The 25,548-nt window shown below is 56.9% G+C and carries 27 protein-coding genes and 1 riboswitch; of the genes, 12 read left to right on the plus strand and 15 right to left on the minus strand.

Translation table 11 applies throughout. The annotated features are described in order from the left end of the window. The 5 genes from ACJ8IM_RS05060 to ACJ8IM_RS05080 are packed head-to-tail and all read left to right on the plus strand — an operon-like array spanning position 1 to position 6,335. Positions 1-468, plus strand: a complete 468-nt coding sequence (locus tag ACJ8IM_RS05060; protein WP_043147366.1) for a hypothetical protein — start codon at positions 1-3, stop codon at positions 466-468. Beyond that, on the plus strand, positions 469-939 hold the full coding sequence (locus ACJ8IM_RS05065; RefSeq protein WP_060452314.1) for a DUF1833 family protein: 471 nt from the start codon (positions 469-471) through the stop codon (positions 937-939). Beyond that, on the plus strand, positions 932-1,363 hold the full coding sequence (locus ACJ8IM_RS05070; protein ID WP_308317414.1) for an NlpC/P60 family protein: 432 nt from the start codon (positions 932-934) through the stop codon (positions 1,361-1,363). The genes ACJ8IM_RS05065 and ACJ8IM_RS05070 overlap by 8 nt, the downstream gene beginning before the upstream one ends. Next, positions 1,311-3,803 carry a host specificity factor TipJ family phage tail protein gene (locus ACJ8IM_RS05075; protein ID WP_442516232.1) on the plus strand — a complete coding sequence of 831 codons (2,493 nt, stop codon included), beginning with the start codon at positions 1,311-1,313 and terminating at the stop codon, positions 3,801-3,803. Before ACJ8IM_RS05070 ends, ACJ8IM_RS05075 begins: the two co-directional genes overlap by 53 nt. Further along, positions 3,804-6,335: a GDSL-type esterase/lipase family protein gene (locus tag ACJ8IM_RS05080; RefSeq protein WP_442516233.1), complete on the plus strand. Its 2,532-nt coding sequence runs from the start codon at positions 3,804-3,806 to the stop codon at positions 6,333-6,335. 21 nt (positions 6,336-6,356) lie between these two features. Here the strand turns inward: ACJ8IM_RS05080 and ACJ8IM_RS05085 are convergent, their stop codons facing one another. Then, positions 6,357-6,596 carry a hypothetical protein gene (locus tag ACJ8IM_RS05085; RefSeq protein ID WP_308317417.1) on the minus strand — a complete coding sequence of 80 codons (240 nt, stop codon included), beginning with the start codon at positions 6,594-6,596 and terminating at the stop codon, positions 6,357-6,359. A gap of 367 nt (positions 6,597-6,963) precedes the next feature. On the opposite strand from ACJ8IM_RS05085, the gene ACJ8IM_RS05090 reads away from it, so the two are divergent. The 4 genes from ACJ8IM_RS05090 to ACJ8IM_RS05105 all read left to right on the plus strand — a co-directional run bounded on the left by ACJ8IM_RS05090 (position 6,964) and on the right by ACJ8IM_RS05105 (position 10,621). After that, a complete protein-coding gene (locus ACJ8IM_RS05090; RefSeq protein WP_033647222.1) occupies positions 6,964-7,290 on the plus strand; it encodes a gamma-glutamylcyclotransferase family protein in 327 nt (108 codons plus the stop codon). 109 nt (positions 7,291-7,399) lie between these two features. After that, positions 7,400-7,543 (plus strand): hypothetical protein, encoded by a 144-nt coding sequence (locus ACJ8IM_RS05095; RefSeq protein WP_162882640.1) that lies wholly within the window; start codon positions 7,400-7,402, stop codon positions 7,541-7,543. A gap of 448 nt (positions 7,544-7,991) precedes the next feature. After that, a complete protein-coding gene (locus ACJ8IM_RS05100) occupies positions 7,992-8,543 on the plus strand; it encodes a flavodoxin family protein (protein WP_033653217.1) in 552 nt (183 codons plus the stop codon). A gap of 629 nt (positions 8,544-9,172) precedes the next feature. Beyond that, a complete protein-coding gene (locus tag ACJ8IM_RS05105; RefSeq protein ID WP_033653356.1) occupies positions 9,173-10,621 on the plus strand; it encodes a GGDEF domain-containing protein in 1,449 nt (482 codons plus the stop codon). A 24-nt stretch (positions 10,622-10,645) separates the two neighbouring features. Here the strand turns inward: ACJ8IM_RS05105 and ACJ8IM_RS05110 are convergent, their stop codons facing one another. After that, positions 10,646-11,125, minus strand: coding sequence for a cold-shock protein (locus ACJ8IM_RS05110; protein WP_033647218.1), 480 nt, complete (start codon positions 11,123-11,125; stop codon positions 10,646-10,648). A 165-nt stretch (positions 11,126-11,290) separates the two neighbouring features. On the opposite strand from ACJ8IM_RS05110, the gene ACJ8IM_RS05115 reads away from it, so the two are divergent. After that, positions 11,291-11,800, plus strand: a complete 510-nt coding sequence (locus ACJ8IM_RS05115; RefSeq protein ID WP_033637415.1) for a VOC family protein — start codon at positions 11,291-11,293, stop codon at positions 11,798-11,800. Positions 11,801-11,836: 36 nt separating this feature from the next. On the opposite strand, the gene ACJ8IM_RS05120 is transcribed toward ACJ8IM_RS05115, so the two are convergent. The 5 genes from ACJ8IM_RS05120 to ACJ8IM_RS05140 form a co-directional block, all read right to left on the minus strand. Further along, positions 11,837-12,664, minus strand: coding sequence for an amino acid ABC transporter ATP-binding protein (locus ACJ8IM_RS05120; protein ID WP_033653216.1), 828 nt, complete (start codon positions 12,662-12,664; stop codon positions 11,837-11,839). A gap of 9 nt (positions 12,665-12,673) precedes the next feature. After that, positions 12,674-13,561, minus strand: coding sequence for an amino acid ABC transporter permease (locus tag ACJ8IM_RS05125; protein WP_033647216.1), 888 nt, complete (start codon positions 13,559-13,561; stop codon positions 12,674-12,676). 30 nt (positions 13,562-13,591) lie between these two features. After that, positions 13,592-14,119, minus strand: coding sequence for a GNAT family N-acetyltransferase (locus ACJ8IM_RS05130; protein WP_033653215.1), 528 nt, complete (start codon positions 14,117-14,119; stop codon positions 13,592-13,594). Positions 14,120-14,363: 244 nt separating this feature from the next. Continuing rightward, positions 14,364-15,689 (minus strand): LLM class flavin-dependent oxidoreductase, encoded by a 1,326-nt coding sequence (locus tag ACJ8IM_RS05135; protein ID WP_033653214.1) that lies wholly within the window; start codon positions 15,687-15,689, stop codon positions 14,364-14,366. A gap of 188 nt (positions 15,690-15,877) precedes the next feature. Continuing rightward, on the minus strand, positions 15,878-17,041 hold the full coding sequence (locus ACJ8IM_RS05140; protein ID WP_033637419.1) for a M20 peptidase aminoacylase family protein: 1,164 nt from the start codon (positions 17,039-17,041) through the stop codon (positions 15,878-15,880). 346 nt (positions 17,042-17,387) lie between these two features. Between ACJ8IM_RS05140 and cspE the strand changes: the two genes are divergently transcribed. Further along, positions 17,388-17,597: a transcription antiterminator/RNA stability regulator CspE gene (gene cspE / locus ACJ8IM_RS05145; protein WP_004940030.1), complete on the plus strand. Its 210-nt coding sequence runs from the start codon at positions 17,388-17,390 to the stop codon at positions 17,595-17,597. 57 nt (positions 17,598-17,654) lie between these two features. Here cspE and ACJ8IM_RS05150 read toward each other — a convergent pair whose 3' ends face one another. The 4 genes from ACJ8IM_RS05150 to ACJ8IM_RS05165 form a co-directional block, all read right to left on the minus strand. After that, positions 17,655-18,845, minus strand: coding sequence for a multidrug effflux MFS transporter (locus ACJ8IM_RS05150; protein ID WP_033653213.1), 1,191 nt, complete (start codon positions 18,843-18,845; stop codon positions 17,655-17,657). Between the two features lie 6 nt (positions 18,846-18,851). Next, positions 18,852-19,448, minus strand: a complete 597-nt coding sequence (locus ACJ8IM_RS05155) for a TetR/AcrR family transcriptional regulator (protein WP_033653212.1) — start codon at positions 19,446-19,448, stop codon at positions 18,852-18,854. A 288-nt stretch (positions 19,449-19,736) separates the two neighbouring features. Then, positions 19,737-20,120, minus strand: a complete 384-nt coding sequence (crcB, locus tag ACJ8IM_RS05160; RefSeq protein ID WP_004940022.1) for a fluoride efflux transporter CrcB — start codon at positions 20,118-20,120, stop codon at positions 19,737-19,739. 79 nt (positions 20,121-20,199) lie between these two features. Continuing rightward, a riboswitch (Fluoride riboswitch) is annotated at positions 20,200-20,262 on the minus strand. A 255-nt stretch (positions 20,263-20,517) separates the two neighbouring features. Beyond that, the gene (locus ACJ8IM_RS05165) at positions 20,518-21,585 is read right to left on the minus strand and encodes a diguanylate cyclase (RefSeq protein WP_033653211.1); all 1,068 of its coding nucleotides are present in this window, start codon (positions 21,583-21,585) and stop codon (positions 20,518-20,520) included. A 218-nt stretch (positions 21,586-21,803) separates the two neighbouring features. On the opposite strand from ACJ8IM_RS05165, the gene tatA reads away from it, so the two are divergent. After that, positions 21,804-22,019 (plus strand): Sec-independent protein translocase subunit TatA, encoded by a 216-nt coding sequence (tatA, locus tag ACJ8IM_RS05170; RefSeq protein ID WP_004940019.1) that lies wholly within the window; start codon positions 21,804-21,806, stop codon positions 22,017-22,019. Positions 22,020-22,112: 93 nt separating this feature from the next. Here the strand turns inward: tatA and lipA are convergent, their stop codons facing one another. The 4 genes from lipA to dacA form a co-directional block, all read right to left on the minus strand. Further along, complete coding sequence (lipA, locus tag ACJ8IM_RS05175) at positions 22,113-23,078, minus strand: lipoyl synthase (protein WP_025301835.1); 966 nt, start codon at positions 23,076-23,078, stop codon at positions 22,113-22,115. Beyond that, on the minus strand, positions 23,071-23,739 hold the full coding sequence (lipB, locus tag ACJ8IM_RS05180) for a lipoyl(octanoyl) transferase LipB (RefSeq protein ID WP_033653210.1): 669 nt from the start codon (positions 23,737-23,739) through the stop codon (positions 23,071-23,073). The genes lipA and lipB overlap by 8 nt, the downstream gene beginning before the upstream one ends. Positions 23,740-23,873: 134 nt before the next feature. Further along, positions 23,874-24,140, minus strand: a complete 267-nt coding sequence (ybeD, locus tag ACJ8IM_RS05185) for a DUF493 family protein YbeD (protein ID WP_033637425.1) — start codon at positions 24,138-24,140, stop codon at positions 23,874-23,876. A 104-nt stretch (positions 24,141-24,244) separates the two neighbouring features. Beyond that, a complete protein-coding gene (gene dacA, locus ACJ8IM_RS05190; protein ID WP_033637426.1) occupies positions 24,245-25,456 on the minus strand; it encodes a D-alanyl-D-alanine carboxypeptidase DacA in 1,212 nt (403 codons plus the stop codon). Between the last annotated feature and the right edge of the window lie 92 nt (positions 25,457-25,548).

Genomic DNA, 25,548 nt, shown 5'->3' on the forward strand with positions numbered 1-25,548 from the left:
GTGGCAATACCTTATCCCGACTGGCTATCACTTCCCCAGAAGGCCAACAAGAGTCGCACGATTGATGCCGGGTTCCGCACCGATCAGCCGGCAGTGGGCGCGCCTATCTTTCAGCGCCTGACAGATGACCTCAAAACTACCTGGTCGCTGACGTGGATTTTCACGCTGCAAGAAGATCGGGCATTCGAGCAGTGGTATCGCAGCCCTCGTTACCTGGATAACGGCAATCAGTGGTTCACGATGCTTTGCAATCTGGGTGGATCTGGCCTGCAACTGCAGGAACTGCATTTTGTGGCACCGCCGGTGCAAACGAGCATCAACGGCAACACGACCACATGGACGGCGAGCGTAATCACCCGGAAGGTCTACAACCCGGATGACGAGTTCTCAGACGTCATTGTTGAGCTGCCGCCATATCAGTGGGGGATCATTGATGAAGTGGTCAACCGCGACATGCCGGAGTTTTAAATGCCTACATTACGAGAATTTCAGTCACAGCGGCCTAACAGGATCATCTACGACACGATGACGTTTAGCCATCCGTCATTTGGCGTTCTGCGGCTGGTGGCAAACCAGATATACCCAAAGACGTTCGCCGGCCAGGTGTTTTCACCGTGTCGGATGGAGGTCGCAGAGAGCCAGCAGAGCAGCACGCCGGTGATCAACTCAACAGTCAAATTCGGCCGCCTTGCGCAGGACTTCAAGCAGCAGTTGAAGTTGTGGCGCGCGCACTCACGCATAACGCCGATCTCTGCCACATATCAGCGTTTCGATGCGGCGGACATGAACACGCCGCTGAAGTCGTGGACGCTATATGTGAAAGATGCCTCTCTCGATGAGGCTGACGTAACGTGCTCGCTCACGCTGCAGAACCCGCTAAACAACAACATCGGCTTTCTCTACAACACCACGGAATTCCCAGGACTCGCCAATGCATAAATCTGACTTCATTCACGCCATGGAGGGTAAGCCGTGGCGCGATCGGGCGTGCTCGTTCGACACGGCTGATTGCTGGGGGTTGGTGGTGCTGTATTACCGGCATGTGCTCGGCATAGAGATACACCAAACGCCGGACTACGAAGCCGGCAGCGACTTCCTGACGTGTTTTTCCGGTGATGTTGTGTTCTGGCATCAGGCCGAGAAAGCGGCCGACGGTAGCATTTTTATCGCGTATTACGGCGGTCAGCCAGCTCACGTCGGTTTGGTCATCGATGGGCAAGCATTTCACAGCCGCGGCGAAGCGGGGCATGTGCGCTTTGACAAGCTGCGGACGCTGGAGCGAGTTTTCACCAAATTGGAGTTTTACGACTATGCCGTTGATCGAAGTACAGCGCGTGCCGGGGTTGCCGAAAGAACGGCATAATCTTCCCGCCGGCAGCATGTTCTATCCCTGGCTTAAATCGGCCAACCTTCACTGTGATGTTGAAATTCTGCGTAACGGCGTAAAGCTGCAGCCCGATGATGAGTTGAATTTCCCGCTCAACGATGGCGACGTGATCAGCGTGTTCGACCAGCCGAAAAGCGGCACCATTGGCAAAGTGCTAAGTCCTATTTTCGCTCCGATCAAGTTTGTCCAAAAAATCCTGACGTCATTGCTCGGACAGCCAAGCGCGGGCGTGGCGACAAGCAGCAACGCAAAGACCTCCCCGAATAACAGCCTGAAAGGGCAAACCAACATTGCGCGAAACGGTGAGGCAAAGCCTGACAACTACGGCCAGGTGCGCGCGTACCCTGACCTGATTCAGGAGTCGCTGTTCGAGTACGACAACAACATCAAGAAAGTCACAGAGTGGATGAACTTCGGGCTGGGCCGGTATGACGTCACGTCAGTAAGGTACTCAGAATCGAACCTCGGCGCGCTGGCTGGCGCCTCATACCGCATCTACCAGCCAGGCGATAACATCCCGCTGATCAACGAGGGGTTCGCTTTTGACGACATCGACGGCCAGGAGCTGCCGGGGCCGAACGAGAGCGGAGATTTTCCAGCAGAAACGGCGACGACAACTACCGATATGGTGTCTGGGGAGTTCATCGCCGGACAGGCAAAGGTGAAAATCAAGCAGAACAGCGACTTTGATTACTTCTATGACCTGCCTAAGCCTCATTCTGTATCGTTCGTAGTCAATGTCACCTACAACACGGTGTCGGGGCCAGTAACTCGCGATATCACGGTATTTGCCGATCTCTTCAGCGCGACGACAACAGACGATGGCGCCCCAGTGAACCCACAGTATTTCTACGAGTTCACGTTTGTAAATCTGGGCGGCAACGATATCAGCCAGATCCCCGACGACGCGGTAATCAACACGTCGATATTCACGCTTAACGACAATGAACCGCTGGTAATCGGCCCATCGTTCTCTCCGGTTGATGGGACTCAGCTTTGGGTTCATCTGCAGGCGCAGTTAGGACATGGTGACTACGCCAGAACCAGCGTCACATTCTGGAAGGTTGATGATGATAACAACCAGATACCCGGCACGCTGGAAAGCTACAACGTCGGGTTGAATAACGATGACGAGAACGCGGATACAAAGTATAGGACGTTCAAATTCACGCCAGTGTCTGGCAATGGCCGCTATGCGGTAACGTTCATCCGCACCAATAACAGTAACGATCACTCAATCCTGAAGGTCGAAGCTGTTCACATCGTCAGGACACGCACCAACGTAGCTTACCCGAATGACACACTCGTAACTGTCACTGTCACTGCGACGGAGCGCGCAACCAGTGCGAGGGAACGCAAATATAACGCTCTAATCACTCGTCATGTAATCAGCTACAACCTGGCTACGCAGACAGTCGATTACACAGAAAGGCCTTCACGATCTTTTGCAGACGCTGTATTGCATACCTGGCTAAAGATGGGCGGCCAACCAGAATCGAGCATCGACATCTACGAGCTTTACTCTATCGCAGCATCGTTACCAGATCAGCGCCTGGGTTATTTCGATTACACCTTCGATGACGAAGATATCTCGCTAGGCTCTCGGATTCAGACGATCTGCGATGCGGCCACCGTTACGGCGTTCTGGGATGGAGGGGTGTTGTCTTTCACTCGCGATGAACGGAAGCCAAGCGCAACGACGGTGTTCAACCGCGCCAACATGAAAGCGGAGGATTACAGCCTTTCCTACGACATGACTCTCCCCGGTGGTTTTGATGGGGTAGAGGTCAAGTATCGAAACCCGATCACGAATAAACAGGCATTCATCCGCTACCGGATCGTCGGCAACTCGATTGAAGAGGGGGAGCCGGTAAAGGCGAAGAAATTCGACATGCTGTTTATCCGCAATTCGTACCAAGCGCGGGATCGGGCATTGAAAGAAATCCGCCGACTTCTGTACTCGCGGCAAACGATGTCTATTCGTGCGCTGGCCGATGGTGAATGGGTGAGCGTCGGGCAGATGGTGCAGGTAGCCGATATCTACGACGCTAACCAGCAAGATGGTTATATCGTCGCGCGCAACGGCAACAACTTCGACACAAGCGAACGCATCGAATGGGCTGGGGATATGTTTGTCGTCATCACTGATGCGAATGGCACCCCATCAGCGCGCGTTCAGGCATATCCCCGCAGCGATACGACATTCGGTTTTACCGCTGCAGTACCAGCAATAAACCTCAATATATTTGACGGCTACAACGTCCAGTCGCCGTCTCGCTACGTTATTGCTACGCAAATGGAGATGGATGCGACGAAATGGACGATTACAGAAAAGAAACCTAATGGCGACGGGACTACCTCGTTAACCATGTCTGAATACAACGATGAAATGTATAATTATGAGGTTACAGAGTAAATGACAACACCAACTAACAAGCCAATTCCTAGTAATGACCTCAATGACTTCAGGTTTAACGCAGAAAAAGTTGATGAGGTTGTAAACTCTAATAACGAAAATTATACGGATAGATTTGGCGTCAAAAGATTTACTATTGAAGGCATTAGGAAAAATATTGCTCCTTTAGGTAAGCGATATGATTCACTTCAGCAAGCAATTGATGCATTTGACTCTGAAATCCAAGATGGGGCCTATTTCTTTGTAAGATCTAGTGGTGATGCATCTCTGGCTTATGAATATCAACGCGTTGGAAGTAATGCGGTTCCTACCGGCGAGAGCATGTACAATGGTAATGCAGTTTCAGAAATTAACAACAGGCTGGCAGGGGGTAATGTAGATCAGTTCTTGCAATCTGCAACAAAAACCGGAATTGGAGAATCAGTGGCGAGAACTCGAGTCGAAGGATCAAACTTCTCAGTAAGCGGTTTGCTAGAGTCCGTCACTGTTTTTGCCGAGGTCTCTGGTGCTGCAATAGTTAAAATTGTAACCAATGGATCTGCCAGCGGCACTTATTCTCTCGTTACAGAATTCCCGATAACACTTTCAGTTGGTGAGAATAAATTCACTTCAGGAGTTGATTTCTTACCGATATCAGTAAATACATCTCAAACAATAGCGGTTTATAGTAAAGTAGGTCGAATGTCATCATCTGCAAATGGTGTTGGACAAGAGGGCTCTAGTTATATTTTTAACGGAAACCTAACAGGTAACAACGTGGCCGTGACAACTACAACAAATGAAATGCAGCTAAAGGCGGTTGTTGTTACTGGGACTGGAGAAACCTATGAGGATATTTCTCAGAAAGTTGTAGAGATTAGCAATAAAATAAACGGTCAAACACTCTCGATAGGTGTTAACTCTCCGTCTGCAACAGGAACTGTAGAATCAACAACTAGAACCAGAATACTAGGGGATATTATAACCTCTGCTGGTTATTTGAGTAAAATAACAGTTTATGCTCATACGGCAGGAACAGCAAAGATTAAAGTAGTAAAGAAAGTTAGCGATAAAATATTTAGCTTAATTAGTGAGTTCAGTGTTACCTGTGTTTCTGGTATTAATGAGTTTGTTAGCGGAACGCATTTTGAAAATGTAGCTGTAACAAACGGGGATAGCATTGCGTTTTATGGCGGTACAGCAAGAATAGAAGCATCACCAACTGGGTCTGGACCTGATGGAGTGACGCTAATTTACAATGGTGATCTAACAGGAAGCAATGTAACTGTTGTTTCTACTACAAATTACATGCAACTAAAGGCTGATTTTAGTATTGGGGTTTCATATGATCAGCTTGTTGACATCGCTACTGATGCATATGCGACAAGTAAGGACGTAGAAAATAAGATTACCTCGCTTCCAACATCCATTTCAGATGCATTGCGAAAGTCAATAACCACCGAAGTGCAGAAATTTACAGGGACATCAATCCCACCAAACTGGGTAACGAGTGGCGCTGTATGGTCTATAAGTGATGCTCTATTAGCATCTGGAGTGGGGGGCGCGACCACCGTAGCAAGTTTTGATAAGTACTCGTCAATGGCCAGGAAGATTACGCGTGCAAGAATTAAGATGATAGACTCTTCGTCTAGAGCTGGAATAAGCTTTTTACCGCAAGAGTCTAATAGAGGCACCGCTGTTTTGATAAATGGTAGTTCTGGTGTTTTTGAGCTTAATTCATACACAGGAACTGCATTAACCTTATCGAGAACAACACCTTTGCCCTCATCAATAGTGGCTGGTAGGGAATATTTAATCGAAGTTAGAAAAGTAGGGATAAGCACTATTGCGACATTTAGAGATACGGTAACAGGGGCGACGACAACTATTAATCAATCCCAGGGTGATGGCGGCGTAGATGCCGGCGCGCAACATGGTAAGCCTGGGGTTATGTTTATTTCTGGAAGTATTTCCGTTTCTAGATTTGAGTTTGTATCCGGAGTTCAGCAAAATCCAGCGTGGATTATCCTCGGTGATAGCATTGTAGAAGGCAGCAATAACTCTTCAGATTGGTCTAAGATGTGGGGTTACTTACTTGAAAGTGCTAGAGGAAAAGGAGACACACTAATTGCTGCACGTGGCGGAGATGAAACGCCTAACTTACTGCCACGGCTTGACATGGATTTAAATCAGTTTTCTCCAAAGTATGTAATTTATGAAATTGGAACTAATGATGCTAATCAGGCCGAATGGCGAGTTAATACTCAGTCAGTGATAAATGCAATAGTAGCAAGAGGAGCCACACCAATCCTATGCACACAAGTGCCAAGACCAGCTAAGCAGGCACAAATCACCGCTCAAAATTCTGATATTAGATCTCGATTTTTTGGTGATTATGACTACATAGATCTAGCATTAGCTGTATCACTCAACAATGCAGGAGTTGAGTATGATCCAGTATATTATCAACAAGATAAGGTTCATTTAACAGTCGAAGGAGAGGCAAAGTTATTTTCACAGGTTTTGGCTGACGCACCTTATTTATTGGATTGATTAGGTTGTTCACAAAAAAAGCTATTTGTAAAGCGTGGCAAAGTCGAATGCGAGCGCCGCATCAACGGCTTTGCCCTCTGTTTCGAATGGCGTTTCTGAGACGAGCGGCCAGCGCCCTTTATGCCAAACATAAAGCCAGTGCCGGCTCTCCTCGTCTTCGCGTATCGCGAACATCGGAGGGCTGTTCTGCTGTGGTTCTGGGTATCTGTCGTTTTCGTTGAGAATGAAGATCTGCCGGCCGGCGAGGGTGATACTGCCCATTTGACTGCTCCGCTGGTGGGTGTGCAGTAATGGTAGCTGGTGGTGGGGTTGATGGGTAGGGATGGTGTCATATTGGTGACGTCACTACGGTGCCATTAAGGCGTCACTAATATGTCATCACTTGCCGATTTATGTCACTGTGAATGCAGAACGGCCTTTAATTACAATAGGTTAAACTTTATGTCACTTTCTTCTAAGCCGTAGGTCATAGGTTCGAATCCTATAGGGCGTGCCATTACTCCCTTGATTTTCTTCCCCCTACTTGTTCCCTTGAAAACTCGACTGCGCTACCCGTACTCCCGTTGGCTCGCCGCTGAACGTCATGCTATGTTCATGCGTTAACTTTCAGTGAGTAGTAGAGAGAAAAATGCAAAGCTTATTCGTTTACGGCACCCTGGGGCCGGGCAGGCCCAACGCGCACATTATGGAAGCCATCGGCGGCAGCTGGGAAGAGGGTAGCGTCGGCGGCTCGCTGCTTAACGAAGGCTGGGGCGCCGAGATGGGCTACCCGGGCATCGTGCTGGATAACAGTGGCAATCGGGTGAACGGGTTTCTGTTCCGTTCAGCTAACCTCGTCAACCACTGGCCGACTCTCGATGCGTTTGAAGGTGAGGGCTATGAACGAGTGGCGGTCAGCGTCACCACCGCCGGCGGCGAAACCGTCGATTCGTTTATCTACATGCTGAAGAAATGATATGAAGCCGCCTCGCCGAGTGAGGGTGAGGCGCTTGACCCGCCGGCAATTGAACCTTCGTTTATTTTGCCGCGCTACAATAGGCGAAAATTTCTCCACGGAGCCTATCGTGCGCAAATCCAGATTCCTGCTCGTGACCTTGCTGTGCCTGTGCGCCGCCGCCGTGCTGTACGTTATGGCTTACCGGGCGTTGGGGCATTACCTCAGCGACGGTGAGCAAGCTTACCCGGATATCACTGTTGAAATCCGCTGAGGGCCGTGCGGCGGTGCGCTGATTGCGCCGATTTTTCGAACTTCGGCCGTTCGTCGCCGGGGGGCGGGCAATACCGGCATCTTCAAGAGCGGCGGTTTGAGTCGCGCCTGTTCGTGGTGCGTTGAGAAAAATGTCATATTTCCCATTCGGCGTTACATCTGGCCGAGCAAACTTACGCGGGGATGACAGTTCTATACATTGGGATTGGTACTGTAGCTCTACCCGATGATGTTGTGTGTTATCCATTCCCTGTAGTGTATTACCCCATCCCTGTTAAGTTTATCCCGCCTTGCGCGGGATTTTTTTTATCTGCGCATGCCTGGCGGAGGAACGCGATTTTTTTGAATAACACCGTCAGTTTTATTCGGTATTCAGCCGCTGCGCGCTTGATTAGATTGAACGCGAAGGGGCGCCGTCGGCGTCTTTGTGCAATGAGTGGAGAATTTCTATGGCGAAGACAGTAGTGGTGTTTCATTCCGGCTACGGCCATACCGAGCGTTTGGCGAAAGTCGTGGCGGAAGGAGCCGGGGCCGAACTGATCGCCATCGATCAGAACGGCGATATCAGCGACGAAGCCTGGCAGACGCTGGATGAGGCGGACGCCATCATCTTTGGTTCGCCGACCTATATGGGCGGCCCGTCGTGGCAGTTCAAGAAATTCGCCGACGCCAGCTCCAAGGCCTGGTTCGGCCGCAAGTGGCAAGACAAAGTGTTCGGCGGCTTTACCAACAGCGCCAGCCTGAACGGCGACAAGCAGGTGACGTTGATCGCGCTGCAGACGCTGGCTTCACAACATGGCGGCCTGTGGGTCAGCCTGGGGCTGATGCCGGCCAACACCAAATCGGCGCAGCGCACCGACGTCAATAACCTGGGCGGTTCGGTGGGGCTGCTGGTGCAGACCCCGGCGGATGCCGGCGTGGATGAGATGCTGTCGGGCGATCTGGCGACCGCCAAGCTCTATGGCCAGCGCGTAGCGGGCTTTGCCGCCAAACTGGCGTAAGCCCTTCCGTGCAGAGAGGGCGGCGGTGCGGTTGAGCGGATGCCGCGTTCATTTTCTCTGCACAATTGGCGTGTAAGCTGCGAAATGTTATTAGCCTGCTTGGGCTAACACTGCATTTCGTACAAATATTCCCGGTTCCTAGGCCGGGTTTTTTGTTGCTAAGGTCTGCTTAAGCTTGCACCGCTATACTGCGCGGCAGCACGGGCATGCAAGGCATGGCCGTGTTGTAATTGTCGATTTGCTGTTGTTCAGGCAAGCCCGCGCTATGCGGGCTTTTTTGGGGTTGTTATTGCACGGGCGGCCCAGTTGCAGGAAAATAATCGCGCAGTTATTCAAACAGCATTCAACGACCAATAACCATAAACTTATTAATGTAATTAACGCCCTCGGCGGCCTATTACGCTATGCGCTATGCTGACAGCAGAGTGGGCATTATTTGCTGACGCTATGCGGGGGAGTCCGCCGCAGGCGCATCAGGCTAAGAAAAGTCTGTTAATTAAATGTTAATGCTTTTTATTATTGATTTGTCTGGCTTTTTTGGTTGAAATTCGGATTGACTATCCCTCACTGGCCGGGCGAGAGAGTATGCACATTATTATTCTGGTTATTAGCAAAATATGGGCGAGGCGATGAACGCCAGAATAAACGCCAGGCATGGCCTGCCGCTAACGGTTCAGCTGATCAATCTTTTCATGCTGGCCTTTTTACTTTCCCTGGTGGGTATTCTTAGCCGGCCGATTGGCTCGCTTTCCTTATTTTGGCCGGTGAATGCGATTCTGCTCGGCCTGCTGCTGCGAAAACCCGTTTACGCCACGCCGCTCGGCTGGCTTACCACCTATCTGGGCATGGTCGCCGCCGATCTCAGCACCGGCGAAGGCTGGTCTCTGGCGCTGTGGCTGAACGCCTGCAACATGTCGCTGATCGCCGTCGGTTACGGCATCATGCTGATGCTGCCCCAATCTCAACGGCGCATGGGCAAACCCCAGGCGATACTCTATATGTTCAGCGCCAGCCTGGCCGGCGCGGCGGTGGCGTCGACGCTGTCGGTGCTGCGCAACGACAGCCTGTACAACAACACGGTGGTGGTCGCCTGGCTGGCCTGGTTCAGCGAGCAGTTCTCGACGACCTTGCTGCTGTTGCCGGTGCTGATGGCGGCGCCGCGGTTGAAGCAGCTGCTGCGCATGCAGGTGCGTTGGCGCCTGAAGGGCTGCCTGCCGCTGCTGGCGCTGCTGCTGTCGCTGATATTCAGCGTCTATATCGGCGGGCCGGGCGCTATCGCCTTCCCGATCCCGGCGCTGCTGTGGTGCGCGGTGCGCTACCCGCTGTTCCCCGTGACGTTGCTGACGCTGTTGACCGGCATGACCGAGATCAGCAGCATTTCCGCCAACCTGGTGCTGTACGAAACGCCGAACAACCACAACGCCTTCCTCGACACGCTGATGTCCGCCCGCTTGGGCATCGCCATGCTGGTGATGGGGCCGCTGATCCTCGCCAGCTCTATCGCCGCCAACCGCAAACTGATGCGGCGTCTGGAGCACAGCGCCAACCACGATTTTCTGACCGGGGTGCTGGCGCGCAGCGCGATGACGCGCAAAGCGGGCGAGCTGCTGGAACACAAGCACCGCTCGAAAGAGGCGGTGTCGCTACTGCTGATCGACATCGACCATTTTAAGCAGATCAACGATACGCACGGCCACAGCGCCGGCGATCAGGTTTTGGCGTCGTTCGCGCACATCGTGCGGCGCGAGCTGCGGCACGATCAGCTGTTCGGCCGCCTGGGCGGAGAAGAGTTCGCCATCATGCTGCCGCGCGCGCTGGCGGCGCAGGGCGTGGCGCTGGGGGAACATCTGCGCCGGCTGGTGGAGCAGGCGGAACTGCAGGCGGAAGGCAAACAGACGCTGAAAATCACCATCAGCGTCGGCGTCGCCAGCCTGGCGATGAATGAGGTGAAATCGCTGGAGCAACTGATGAATATGGCGGATATCGCGCTGTATCGCGCCAAATCGCAGGGGCGTAATCGGGTGGAGTCGTTCAACGTGGTGAGCGGCAACAGCGTCGAGCATATCCTGTTCCGCTAGGGCTCGACGCTGGGCAGCCGGCGCTTACAGGCTTTTCAGCGCCTTAATGGTCTCATCCATATCGATCTCGTGCTCGGAGAAGGTATGGGTGGTGTTCTGGAAGGTGGTAATGGTCAGCATGCGCAGCGTTTGCATGGTCTGCGCCTGATCTTCTGACTGCGGGCGAATGCGGTTCATCAGCAGGCCGACCGACAGCACGGTGTTCTCTTTATCCACGTCGGCTTTGGCCGGCACTTCCTTGGTGAAGGTATTGAAAGACTTGATGCTGGCGATCTTGATTCTTTCATTGGCGATGATGATGTATTTGCTGGGCGCCAACACTTTGACCGCATAAGCCGACGGGCCTTTGGTGTTGTTGGTCGGTTCGAAGGTCACCGCCGCGTTTTTCTTAATCAGCTCCGGGTTTTGCACTTTAATCACGTGAAAATAACGATTTTCTCCGTTCTCGTCGGTAATAAAGCCGAAGCCTTTGTCTTCAAAAAAAGTCGTTATCTTGCCGTTCATCGCTATTCTCACAAAAGGGTTCAATACAGCGCTTATGATAGCGCGGAATGCCTTGCAGCGACAGATTGCGCGGGCGGCATTTCGTCATGCGATAACGGCATTTAGCGGCTTTCCCCCCACATGCTATGTTCATGCTGACTTCATTCAATGCGTAAAGGAATAGCGATGGGCATCAAACGTCTCAATCACGCCGTGCTGTATGTCAGCGACGTGCGGCAGAGCGCCGACTTCTATCATCAGGTGTTGGGGTTCAAGCTCAAGCCGTCCGACAGCCCCGATCGGGCGGTGTTTACCCAGGCCGCCGATTCGGACAACGATCACGATTTGGCGCTGTTCAGCAAGAACCTGGGCCAGCAGCGCGCCGGGGTGTTTCGCGCCAACAACGAGCCGCCGGCGGAGCATGAGCCAGCGGCCGGGCTGTACCATCTGGCCTGGGAAGTGGACAGCCTGGAAGAGCTGGAGCGCATTCGTCACCAGCTGGCCGAACGCGGCATTCTCGGGCTGGAAGAGGATCACGGCGTGCACAAAAGCATTTATGGCCACGATCCGGACGGGCTGCTGTTCGAGGTGACGTGGTTTATTCCGCCGGCGTTGCTGACCGAAGAGGACAAAAACCAGCAGGGGATCCGGCCGCTGGATTTCGCCGCCGAGAAGCGGCGCTTCGCCGGCCGGTAAGCAGCTCGGGTACGGGGCGCCGCGGCGCCCCGACGATCACAGCACTTTGTTGAGGAAGTTGACGGTGCGCGGATGCTGCGGCTGAGCCAGCACTTGCCTGGCGTCGCCCTGCTCGACGATCTGCCCATCGACCATAAACACCACCCGATCCGCCGCTTCGCGCGCAAAGCCGATTTCATGCGTGACCACCACCAGCGTGACGCCCAGATCCGCCAACCCCTTTATCACATCCAGCACTTCGCCGACCAGCTCAGGATCGAGCGCGGAGGTCGGTTCATCGAACAGGATCACCTTCGGGTTCAGCGCCAGCGCGCGCGCGATGGCGATACGCTGCTGTTGGCCGCCGGAGAGGTGGCGCGGGTAGGCGTCCGCCTTGTGGCGCAACCCGACGGTATCCAGTAGTGCATAGGCCACCGCTTTTGCCCGTTCGCGGGAGTGGATCTTGTGCACTACCGGCGCTTCGATGATGTTTTCCAGCACCGTCAGGTGCGGGAACAGGTTGAAATTTTGGAATACGTAGCCGACGTTGATGCGCTGCCGGAGGATGGCCTTTTCCTTCAGCTCATACAGCCGGTTGCCTTTGCGGCGGTAGCCGACGTAGTCGCCGTCGATGCGGATAAAGCCTTGGTCCACGCGTTCCAGGTGGTTGATCGCCCGCAGCAGCGTCGATTTACCGGAGCCGGAAGGGCCGAGGATCACGGTGACGGTGCCCGGCTGCAGCGTCAGGCTGACGTCGTCCAGCGCCTTGTGCTTGCCGAAGAACTTGCTGACGTTGCTGATTTCGATCAGGCCGCGTGCCGGCACCGGGGTGAGATTGCGCGCCGGCTGTTCGGGCAAGGCGTAATAATCAATGGCTTCAGACATGCGGGTCTCCTAACGTTTTAGCCAGCCGGCCAGTTGCTGCCAGGGCGTCGGCGGCAGTTCGCGCACCGCGCCCCGGGCGAAATAGCGCTCGATGTAGTATTGGATCACCGACAGCGCGGTGGTGATGAACAGATACCAGACGGTGGCGACCATCAGCAGCGGTATTACCTGCTGGGTGCGGTTATAGATAACCTGAATGGTGTAAAACAGCTCCGGCAGCGCCAGCACGTAAACGATCGAGGTGCCTTTCGCCAGGCTGATGATCTCGTTGAAGCCGGTCGGAATAATGGAGCGCAGCGCCTGCGGCAGAATGATGCGGAAGGTGCGGCGATAGCCCGGCAACCCCAGCGCCGCCGCCGCTTCGTGCTGGCCGTAATCCACGCCCAGGATGCCGCCGCGGATGATCTCGGCGGTGTAGGCGGACTGCACCAGCGTCAGGCCCAGCACCGCCACGGCGAACTGGCCGAGAATGTCGATGGTCGGGTAGCTGGCGAACACCACGGAGGTGAAGGGAATGCCCAGCGAGATGGCGTCATACAGATAGGAAAAGTTGTACAGGATGATCAGCACCAGAATCAGCGGCAGCGAGCGAAACAGCCAGATATAACCCCAGGCCAGCGACGCCAGCAGGTAAGAGCGCGACAGCCGCGCCAGCGCCAGCAGGGTGCCGAACAGGATGCTGAACAGCGTGCCGAGCAGCGTCAGCAGCAGGGTTTGCCCCAGCCCTGCCAGCACCGCCGGCGCGAAGAACCACTCGGCGAACACGCCCCATTCCCAGCGCGCGTTGCCCGCCACCGATTGCACGATGGCGGCCAGAATAAACAGCGAAAACAGCGCGCCGATCAGCCGCAGCGGATAGCGGGCGGGCACCACTTTCAAGACTTCTTGTTTGGACATGTCATGTCTCCTGATACAGATTAAGGGGCCTTAGGCGATTTTCCTTTCCGACGCGCAACAACACGCGTCCTCTGCAATCAGGCTTTTGCGGAACGGCAGGCGGCCATCGTAGGGTGGGCGACTGTATATCTCGCTGTCGACGGTGGGATCGAACTGCGGCTGATACCCGTTGCTCAGATACAGGCCCACCGCTTCGGGCTGGCGAAAGCCGGTGGTTAGATAGAGCCGGCGATATCCCTGCGCCAGCGCCAGCGTTTCCAGCTGCTGCAGCACCCGCTGCGCCAGGCCTTGGCGGCGCAGGTCGCCCCGCGTCCAGATGCGCTTCAGCTCGGCGGTTAGCGCGTCATAGCGTTTGAAGGCGCCCATGGCGATCGGCGCACCGGCGCGCAGCAGCACGATGAAGGCTCCTTGCGGTGGCGCGTACAGATCCAGCGCTTCCGGTTCCTGGTCACCAAAATAGTCGCCGTAGCGCTGACGATATTCGCCGAACAGCCCTTCGATCACCGGGGCGATCAGCGGGTCGGTCGGCAGCGTCTGAATGAAGGTGTCTTGCGTCATCGCGCGCTCCTAATCGCCCTGGCCGGGCGGGTTGATTTCCTACTGCGCAAGGCGTTCGGCGCTCTCGCCCCAGCGGTTGACCATGGCGTTCGCCTGCGGGTTCTTCGGCGCGTGAATAGGGGTTGATAGGCCTGCAAATCGATGCCGGTGCCCGCCTGTGCGGCGCCGGTCAGGCTCGGCAAGGCCGCCACGAGGGCGGCGGTAACGGTTTTCTGCATAGCGGGTATCCCTGGCAGCGATCTTGTTATTGGGTGAATCTGTTCAACGGGCGCTTCAGGCCTAGATGTTCACGCAGCGTGTCGCCGTGGTACGCCTGGCGGAACAGGCCACGTTGCTGCAGGATGGGCACCACCCGATCGACGAAGTGGCCGAAGGCGTTGGGCGTACCGCCGCTGATGATGAAACCGTCGGCGGCCTCGCCGTCGAACCAGCGTTGCAGGCCATCCGCCACCGCTTCCGGCGTGCCGCTGAACACCGGGCGCGGCGAGGCGGCTTCGAGCGCCACCTGGCGCAGCGTGAGGTGGCGCTCGCGGGCGCTGCGCTTGATGGCGTCGGTGGTGCTGCGGAAACTGTTTTGCCCCAGATCGCCGATGTCCGGGAAGGGGGCGTCCAGCGGATGACGGGCGAAGTCGTAATGCTCAAAGTAGCGGCCGAGGTAGTTGAGGGCGTTCTCGATGCTGACCAGGCGGGCGGTCTCCTGATACTGGCGCTCGACGTCCGCGTCGTCGTCGCCGACGATCACGCTGACGCCCTGGAAGATGCGCAGGTCGTCCGGTTCGCGCCCCTGTTCCACCAGCTGCCGCTTCACGTCCTGGTAGAAATCCTGCGCCTGCTCCAACGTGTCGTGATGGGTGAAGATCGCATCGGCGTGTTGGGCCGCCAGCCGTTTGCCGTCTTCGGAGGCGCCGGCCTGGAACAGGATCGGGCGCCCCTGTGGCGTGCGGCCGATGTTCAGCGGCCCCTGTACCGAGAAGAATTCCCCCTGGTGATTGAGAGTGTGCAGTTTGCCGGCGCGGAAAAATTCGCCGCTGGCCTTATTACGCACGAAGGCGTCGTCTTCCCAGGAGTCCCACAGCCCTTTGGCAACGTCGAGAAACTCGCCGGCGATGCGATAACGCAGGCTGTGCTCCGGGTGTTCTTTGCGCGAGAAATTTTTGGCCGAGCCTTCCAGCGGCGAGGTCACCACGTTCCAGCCGGCGCGGCCGTTGCTCAGGTGATCGAGGCTGGCGAACTGGCGGGCGACGGTGAACGGATCGCTGTAGGAGGTGGAGAGGGTGCCCACCAGGCCGATTTTATCGGTGGCGGCGGACAACGCGGCCAGCAGGGTGAGCGGTTCGAAACGATTAAGAAAATGCGGAATGGACTTTTCGTTGATATATAGCCCATCGGCGACGAAGACGAAATCGAATTTCCCCTGTTCGGCTTTTTTCGCCGTGACGATATTAAATTCGAGGTTGATGCTGGCGTCGGCGGTGGCGTCCGGGTGGCGCCAGGCGGACATATTTCCCGATGCACCATGCAGAATGGCGCCCAGCCGCAATTGCCGTTGATTAGTCGCGTTGTCGCTCATCGTGATTATCCTGTCATGCGCCGCAGAGGCGCGCGGTGTCTGATGTGCCCACTATTGATGAGCGGCGGCGGGATGTAAAACAACAAAACAGCATATTCAAATGTTGAAAATTGCAAATATCACGGCGAGCGAAAAAATAATCCCCGACGCCGCATCCTCTGCGTCGGGGAAATACGCTTTACCGTTATTCAGGCGTTGCTGAGGGCTTTTTCCGGTGCGGTGGTTAATTGTTGCAGCGTGCGTTCCGCCAGCAGCGTGAAATATTGCGCGGCGGGGAACAGGGCGCGTTCATCGGGATTGAAACGCGGATGATGCAGGCCGAATTCGCTGGCGGAGCCGATGCTGACGAATACGCCCGGCACATGGTGCAGATACAGCGCGAAATCTTCACCGCCCATCTGCAGTTCCGCCTCTTCGACCCGGTAGCCGGCCTCGGCGGCGACGGTTTTGCTGAACGCCGCCCAATGCGGATCATTGATTACCGCCGGCGGCCCCGGCTGCCAGCGGAGTTCGGCCTGCGCGCCCAGCGCGGCGGCAACGCCGTCGATCACCTGGCGAATTTTGTCCGGCACCTGGCGGCGCACCGCGTCGCTGTGGGTGCGCACCGTGCCTTCCAGCTCCACGGTTTGCGGCAGCACGTTCCAGGTATTGCCGCCTTCGATGCGCGTTACGCTCACCACCAGCGATTCCAGCGAGCTGAAGCTGCGGCTGGGCAGCGTCTGCAGTGCGCCGACGATCTGGCTGGCGGTGACGATGGTGTCGACGCCCTGTTCCGGTTTGGCGGCGTGCGCGCCTTTGCCGGTGATGAGGATCTGGAAGCGATCGACGTTGGCGTAGAACGGCCCGGCGCGGGTGGCGAAGGTGCCGGTGGGCAGCTCCGGCGCGTTATGCAGGCCAAATACCGCCGCAACGTTATCCAGCGCGCCAGCGTCGATCAGATGCCGGGCACCGTTGAAGGTCTCTTCCGCCGGCTGGAAGAAGATGCGCACCGTGCCGGGCAGGTCGGCCTCACGCGCTTTGAGCAGGTGTGCGGCGCCGAGCATCACCGAGGTGTGAAAGTCGTGGCCGCAGGCGTGCATCACGCCGCGGTTTTGCGAGCTGAAGGGCACGTCGGCGATTTCGTCGATCGGCAGGGCGTCAATGTCACCGCGCAGCGCGATGATCGGCCCCTTGCCGCTGCCAATCTCCGCCACGACGCCGGTTTTCAGCGCCAACGGCAGCAGGCGAATGCCCGCCTCTTGCAGCCAGCGGGTCAGCCGGGCGGTGGTGGCGAATTCGTGATTGGAAAGCTCCGGGTTTTGGTGCAGCTCACGCCGATAGGCGATGATTTTGTCTGCCAACTGGCTGGTCATAGGCTTGGCTCACAGTGGGAAATAAACCCTAACCCTAGTGCAGCGGCCGCCGAAGCAAAAAGACCATCTGGTTATATTTCATAGCGATTGCGTCTGCATGGGGGCGTCAACGCTGGGGTAAGCGGGCGGGTTTGGCCGTTCGCGCATTGTTCGCCGGTGGGTGGAGAGGATTGACCTGGAACGGGAGCTTATCGCAACCGGTGCAATCCATTTACACCGGGCTACACGGATTTTTTCACTCTTTATCGGATTTCTGTGATCGCGGTGGTGGACAAAATCCTGCCTGCTTGCTGTACTGTAATCGACACAGGTTTTGTGTCTTTCATTCACGTTAAAGGTAAGTTTGATGTCTAAGATTAAAGGTAGCGTTAAGTGGTTTAATGAATCCAAAGGCTTCGGTTTCATTACTCCGGAAGATGGTAGCAAGGACGTTTTCGTTCACTTCTCTGCCATCGTTAGCAACGGTTTCAAAACGCTTGCTGAAGGCCAGCGTGTAGAGTTTGAAATCACGAACGGTGCCAAAGGCCCATCTGCCGCTAACGTTACTGCTATCTAAGCTGCGTAGCTGAATTTCTTAAAACCCGCTCATTGAGCGGGTTTTTTATTGGGCGCGTTATGCCTCGCTGCGGCGGGCTAACAGGCTGAACAGCAGGATAGCGATGGCGTAACAGCCGACGATGGTCAGCGCCATCGACAGGCTTGAAGTGCCGCCCAGCCCGGTGAGCGGCACGGCGCAGGCGCCGAGGGCGAACATGCACACGCCGATCAAGGCCGAGGCGCTGCCCGCTTTGTCCCCCTGGCTTTGCATGGCCAGCGAAGAGGCGGTCGGGCCGACGATGCCGATCACCGCCACCGAAAAGAACAGCGGCACCAGCAACAACACCAGCGGCGCATGCAGCGCGGCGGCCAACAGCAGCAACAGCGACGCGACGGCCGCCAGCGTTAGCCCGCCCCTCAACACCCGACGCTCCCCCCAACGTGAACTGAGGCGGCTGGCCAGCTGCGCCGCAATGATCAGCCCGACGCCGTTAATGGCGAAGCACAGGCTGAACATCTGCGGGCTGAGGCCGTAGATCTGCTGCAAGACGAAAGGCGAGGCGCCGATATAGGCGAACATGCCGGCCATCACGAAGCCTTGCGTCAGGCACAGGCCCATGAAATAGCGCTGGGTCAGCAACCCGCCCAGCGACATCAGCATCGCCAGGATACCGCCCTGGCTACGGCGTTCTACCGGCAGGGATTCGCGCAGCTTCACCGCCGACAGGCTGAACAGCAGCACGGCGATGGCCGCCAGCACGCCGAAGATGCCGCGCCAGTTCATCACCTGCAGCATCACGCCGCCCAGCACTGGCGCGACGATCGGCGCCAGGCCGTTGACCAGCATCAGCAGGGCGAAGAAGCGGGTCAGCTCATGGCCGGCGTACAGATCGCGGGCGATGGCGCGGGAAATCACCGCGCCACCGGCGCCGGCGATGCCCTGCAGCAGACGGGCGATCAGCAACTGGTCGATGGTGGGTGCGAGGGCGCACCACAGCGAAGCGCCCAGCAGCAGGATCAGCGACAGCAACAGCGGGCGCATGCGGCCCAGTTTGTCGCTGTAAGGGCCGAAAATCAGCTGGCCGACGCCCAGGCCGAGCAGCCCGGCGGTCAGGCTGAGCTGTGCGGCGGCGGTGGAGGTATTCAGTTCGCCCGCCATTTCCGGCAGGGCGGGTAGATAGAGATCGGTGCACAGCGGCCCCAGCGCGGCCAACAGGCCAAGCACGACGGCGTACACCAGACGTTGTCTGGCTATGTGTTTGGTCATGGGAGATTAGCGTTTCCTGAACAGGTGAGAAATGGCCTGCTGATACAGATCGCGCAGCAGGGACGCATCGGCTTTTTGCGTGGTAAGGATACGGTAACCGGTGCCTTCGCTCATGACGGCGATAAATTCCACCCGCGCGGCGATCTCTTCCGCGCTGAAATCGGGATACAGCCGCTGCAGATTGTGACACACGTGGCGAAACAGCCGCGCTTCCGCATCGCTGAGCATTTTGGCCACCACCGGGTTGCGCGTGGCCTCGGCGGTCACTTCCAGCATCAGCATGTGGTCGGTTTCGCTCTCGCCCGGCTGCTGAAACAGCGTGCGCGCCGCCAGCGTGCCGGCGATCAGGTTGATGTGATCGCCAAGGTTTTCCAGCCGCTGCATCTTGCTGGCGATGATGCGGTTGACGATCTCTTCGATAATCGCGTCTTTATTGGCGAAATAGCGATAGATTTGCCCGACGCTGAGCTGCGAGCCCTGGGCGATCTCCGCCATGCTGGCGGCGTGGAAGCCGTGGCGGCGGAAGCTGGTTTTCGCCGCTTCGACGATCTGATCGCGGCGGGCCTGCACCTTGGCCTGTTTACTGTCGTTGGGGGAGAGCATCTGCCCGATCCTTTGCTACGCGTGAGCCGGGTTCACATTTCTGGGTGTGAACGTTCATTCTCAATTGTAGTGTAACCGGCGGGAAAGACGCAACATGAACGCGTGCTGCGGGAAAAAGCGCTTAAGCGAACAGGTAGGATTTGATAAAGGCGGCGACGATCAGCACGCACAGCGCAACGGCAATCGCTTCGGCGGCGGTTTTCGGCAGGCTAAACATAGCGGTTTCTCATCCAGTCAGGAGTACTGGATGAGATTATGCGCATGCAAGATTAAGGAAACATTAAGGGCTTAGCGCCCGTTGACCCACATCACCAGCATGAAAGCCAGCAGCGTCATCGCCAGCGAGCCGGCCAGGTTGAGCAGCATGTTGGCCAGCGCCCAGCCGAAGCGGCCATCCTGCATCAGGTATACCACCTCCAGCGAAAAGGTGGAGAAGGTGGTCAGGCCGCCGCAGAACCCGGTGGTGATCAGCAATTTCCAGGTGGGATCCAGATGCGTCATGCGGGTGAAAATCGCCATCGCCAGGCCGATGATAAAACCGCCGATCAGATTGACCATCAGCGTACCGAGCGGAATGTGGGCGTTCAGCGGGTTCATTTTCATGCTTACCGCCCAGCGCAAAACGCTGCCGACGCCGCCGCCGATAAATACGGCCAGTAAAGAGCTCAACATGGGGCAACTCCCTTTCAATCAGAGAAATTCACGGGGTTCGGAAAGGGACAGGCGTAACGCTACGCGCCTCTCTCCGAGAGGTTACGTAGACATCATCAGCCTGTGAAGGCGGTTAGGGAGGAATGTCATCTCCAGCGTGCCGCACGGCCTTTTTCGCCGCACCGGATGGATGTTACACCTAACGCCGCCTATTTTGTAGTATCGACAATCTGCGAGGTCACCCCATGAAAATCAGAACGGCGCGCCTGAGCGATCGCCGAATTAATGACGGCGCTGGATTATCCCGGCACCGAGGCGCTGCTGGTGGCGGTGGAAAGCGAGCGGGCGCATGCGTTTTACCGGCGTGAAGGCTTTGTCGAAGCGCCGAAGTATTTTGCCAAGTTATTAAACCAGTCAGTTAGTCGCCCGTCGGCGCCGCCGTTTCCAGCCGGTTGCGGCCATTTTGCTTCGCCCGGTAAAGCGCGCCGTCGGCCGCTTTCAGCCAGTCCAGATAACCGCCCAGCGCGGGGTGGTAGTTGGCGATGCCGGCGCTGATCTGCAGCCGCAGCTGTGGCGCCTCTTTGAAGATGACGGCGTCCAGCCGCTGCTGGATGCGCCGCAGGACGGTTACCGCCTGTTCGGCGCTGGTGTTCGGCAGCACCGCGCCAAACTCGTCGCCGCCGTAGCGCCCGACGATATCCACGTTGCGCAAGCCAATCAGCAGCTCTTCCGCCAGCGCCGCCAGGGCCTCATCCCCCAGCGCATGACCGAAAGTATCGTTGATGGTTTTGAAACGATCGATATCCATCAGGATCAGCGTGGCGTTGTCCTGGTAGCGGCGGCAGCTGTCGAACTGGCGATGCAGCAGGTGCTCCCAGTGGCGGCGGTTGTACAAGCCGGTCAGCCCATCGCGGGTGCTGATGCGTTGCAGCTCCTGTTTCTTTTCCGCCAGCCGCTTGGCGGTGCGGTAGGTCACCAGCCCGAGCAGCGTCGGGTACAGGTAGATCATCGGCAGGCACAGATAGATTTGCAGCGGCGTGCTGTGCGGTTGAAACGGGAAGCCGAGCAGCGCGCCGGTCAGCGCCGCCGTGGCCAATTGAATCGCCAACCCTTTGACAAACAGCGCTTTGCCGGCGGAAGCGATGTTGTTCATGCTCATCATCGACAGGATGACGATCGCCGGCAGCGCATTGAACGCCATCATCGCGGCCCAGAAGCCACCGAAGGCGGAGTCGATCAGCAGGTTGCGGATCTCGGCTTTGAACGGATCTTTGGCGCGGCGGGCCAGGTGGTAGGCAAGATGCGGCCAGAGAAAGCCGTGAAAGGCCAGCAATAGCCAGACCGCCGTGGGCGGAGCCAAGGGGTAGAGCGTGGCGCAGACGCAGATAAAGCCGAGTCCCAGGCCGGCGACGCGGGGCAGATAGGTGCGTTTGGCGAAGCTGAGGCCGGATTTTCGGGCATCGAAAATGGGTGGAGCAATATACATCCGGCATCTCCCTGATAAGTATCACGGCAGCGTATCATGCGGGCGATAAACTAAGAATAGTCTGGAATCCGTGCCGTGCGGCCGTGTGGCATTCCTGCGACGGATCTCACTCTGTTACATGTTGCGGTTGTGCGAGCCGAAGGAAAGTCGCTAAATATTCGCAGGCAAGGTCAGTTTTTCTCGCTGTTCACGCAGCGCTCTATGATAAGAAGGTGAGTATGGAAGGTATCAGCATTACCAAACTTCTGGTGATTGCGGTGTTGGTGATTTTACTGTTCGGCACCAGCAAACTGCGCACGCTCGGCGCCGATCTTGGCGCGGCGCTGAAAGGCTTTAAAAAAGCCGTGGGCGACGACAGCACGCCGCCGGCCGCCGGCAACAACGCCGCCGAAAGCCAGTCCGCTCAGCAGAGCGTCGAAAAGAAAGACGTTTAACCCCGCCTGGTGGCGCGCAATAAAAAACGGATGCCTTGCGGACATCCGTTTTTTGGCGTTTCCGCCGTCTTTAGCGTAACAAACTATTACGCGTTATTTCACTTCCATCCCTTTGGCCTGCAGATCGGCGTGGTAAGACGAACGCACGAACGGGCCGCAGGCGGCGTGGGTGAAGCCCATCGCCATCGCTTCTTCTTTCATCTCGTCGAACTCGGCCGGGCTGACGTAGCGCTGCACCGGCAGGTGGTGACGGCTCGGCTGCAGGTATTGCCCCAGCGTCAGCATGGTCACGCCGTGGCGGCGCAGATCGCGCATCACTTCGACGATTTCCGCGTTGGTTTCGCCCAGGCCGACCATCAGGCCTGATTTGGTCGGGATATCCGGGTGCGCTTCTTTAAAGCGCTCCAGCAGCTTCAGCGACCACTCGTAGTTGGCGCCTGGGCGCACCTGGCGATATACGCGCGGCACGTTTTCCAGGTTGTGGTTGAATACGTCCGGCGGCGTGGCGGTGAGGATTTCCAGCGCGCGATCCATACGGCCGCGGAAGTCCGGCACCAGCGTTTCAATTTTGATGTTCGGGCTCTTGGCGCGGATGGCCGAGATGCAGTCGGCAAAGTGTTGAGCGCCGCCGTCGCGCAGATCGTCGCGGTCAACCGAGGTGATCACCACATAACGCAGCGCCATGTCGGCGATGGTTTGCGCCAGCTTTTCCGGCTCGTTGGCGTCCGGCGCGATCGGGCGGCCGTGGGCCACGTCGCAGAACGGGCAGCGGCGGGTGCAGATAGCGCCGAGGATCATGAAGGTGGCGGTGCCGTGGTTGAAGCACTCGGACAGGTTAGGGCACGAGGCTTCCTCACAGACGGAGTGCAGGCCGTTTTTACGCATGGCGGCTTTGATGCCCTGAATGCGCGTTGAGTCGGCAGGCAGTTTGATCTTCATCCACTCGGGTTTACGCAACAGCTCCTGCCGTTCGGTGACCACCGTTTTGACCGGGATCAGCGCCATTTTGTCAGCATCGCGGTATTTGACGCCGCGTTCCATCTGAATTGGTTTACTCATAATCGTGCAGGTTCCAGTTACGAAGCTCGACCGTCTGGTAGCCGAGTAAATGAACAAATTCCTGTACCAGGATTGGGTGTATGTCTTCAATGCCAACGCCGGGCGCCAGCGCGCTGACCTGCGTCATTTGCATGCCGGCGTAACCGCAAGGGTTGATGCGTTGGAAGGGGCTGAGATCCATCGCCACATTCAGGGCCAGGCCGTGGAATGAGCTGCCTTTGCGGATCCGCAAACCCAACGAACAGATTTTCTGCTCCCCCACGTACACGCCCGGCGCATCCGGACGGGCGCGCGATTCGAGGCGGAAGTGGGCGAGGGTGTTGATAACCGTATCTTCTATCGCCGTGACCAATTGGCGTACGCCGACCTTGTTGCGTTTCAGATCGACCATCACGTACATCACCTGCTGGCCCGGCCCGTGGTAGGTCACCTGGCCGCCGCGATCGCTCTGAATCACCGGGATATCGCCGGGCATCAGCACATGCTCGGCTTTGCCGGCCTGGCCCTGGGTGAACACCGGGGGATGCTGCACCAGCCACAGCTCGTCCGGCGTGGTCTCGGTACGACTGTCGGTGAAGTTATGCATGGCTTGGGATACAGGCGCGTAGGGCTGCAACCCCAGCTGACGCAAAATGATCTTGTCTGGTTGCAAAAGAGTCATCGTCAGGTTACAGAAGTGGTAAAGCCATTATACCGGGCGCTCCGGCCTGCGGCCAGCCTTTCGCTGACCAAAAATGCGCAACCCGGGAAGACGCTGCGCCGTCCCGGGTTGATAAGCAGGGGTTTATGCTGGAATTACAGCACCATGCGAACAATTTCAATGTTGCCCAACTCTTCGTACAGGGTTTCGACCTGCTCGATGTGAGTGGCGTTGATGGTGATGGAGACCGAGTGGTAGTTGCCTTTGCTGCTCGGCTTGACCTGCGGGTTGTAGTCGCCCGGCGCATGGCGCTGCACCACTTCAACTACCTGGTCAACCAGCTCAGGCTGCGCCAGGCCCATCACCTTGTAGGTAAACGGGCAAGGGAATTCGAGCAGTTCGTTCAGTTTAGTTTTTTGCATGTGCGTGCGCTCCAGAGTGCTAGCTAATCTATAAAGTATAACTCCCGCCGGGGCGGGAGTTAGTGTTATTCACTATATGGGGCCAATTTCGCCCGTTTCAACCGTTAACCGAACCAGTGGTGGAACATCAGTTTGATGTAGTCCACGATGCGGCTGAAGAAACCGCCTTCTTTCACTTCGTTCATCACCACCAGCGGACGCTGGTCGATGGTTTTGCCGTCCAGCTGGAAGTTGATGCTGCCGACCACCTGGTTTTTCGCCAGCGGCGCGTGAATTTCCGGCGTGTTCAGCACATAGCTGGCCTTCAGATCTTTCATGCGGCCGCGCGGGATGGTCAGGTAGACATCTTTGTCCACGCCCAGCTCAACGCGGTCGGCATCGCCGAACCAGACCGGCTCGGAAGCGAACTCTTTACCGACCTTCAGCGGCGCCACGGTTTCGAAGAAGCGGAAGCCCCAGGTCAGCAGTTTCTTGCTCTCGGCTTCGCGGCCTTTGTAGGTGCGGCCGCCCATCACGGCGGAGATCAGGCGCATCTGGCCTTCGGTCGCCGAAGCCACCAGGTTGTAACCCGCCGCGTCGGTGTGGCCGGTTTTGATGCCGTCGACGTTCAGGCTGTTATCCCACAGCAGACCGTTGCGGTTCATCTGGCGGATATTGTTGAAGGTGAACTCTTTTTCTTTGTAAATCGCGTACTCGTCCGGCACGTCGCGGATCAGCGCCTGGCCGATCAGCGCCATGTCGCGCGCCGAGCTGTACTGGCCCTGGGCATCCAGGCCGTGTACCGTCTGGAAGTGGGTGTTCTGCAGGCCCAGCTTGCTGACGTAGGTGTTCATCAGGTTAACGAACGCGTCCTGGCTGCCGGCGACGTAGTCGGCCATCGCCACGCAGGCGTCGTTACCGGATTGCAGGTTGATGCCGCGGGTCAGCTTGGAGACCGGCACGCGATCGCCCGGCTTCAGGAACATCAGCGAGGAGCCTTTGAACACCGGGTTGCCGGTCGCCCAGGCGTCCTGACCGACGGTCACCAGATCGTCCTGGCCGATTTTACCCGCTTTCAGCGCCTGGCCGATGACGTAGCTGGTCATCATTTTGGTCAGGCTGGCCGGATCGCGACGCGCGTCGGCGTTCATCTCGGCCAGCACCTTGCCGGAGTTGTAATCAATCAGGATGTACGCTTCCGCATCGATCTGCGGGACACCTGGGATCATGGTTTTGATGTTAACGTCATCGGCATGTGCAACGGAGGCTGCGCTCATTGCGATAACGGTGCCGAGTGCGATGCTTTTGATTAAGCGAAAAGAAGTTACTTGTTTCATGATCGGGACTACAACATCCGTGAAAGTAAAGTTAAAAAACGAGCCACACTATAGCAGATGCGATCCCGGCAGGCATTATCCATTCATCTGAC

Origin of the sequence: Serratia sp. CY33525, assembly GCF_052169115.1 — a bacterium.
GTDB lineage: Bacteria > Pseudomonadota > Gammaproteobacteria > Enterobacterales > Enterobacteriaceae > Serratia > Serratia sarumanii.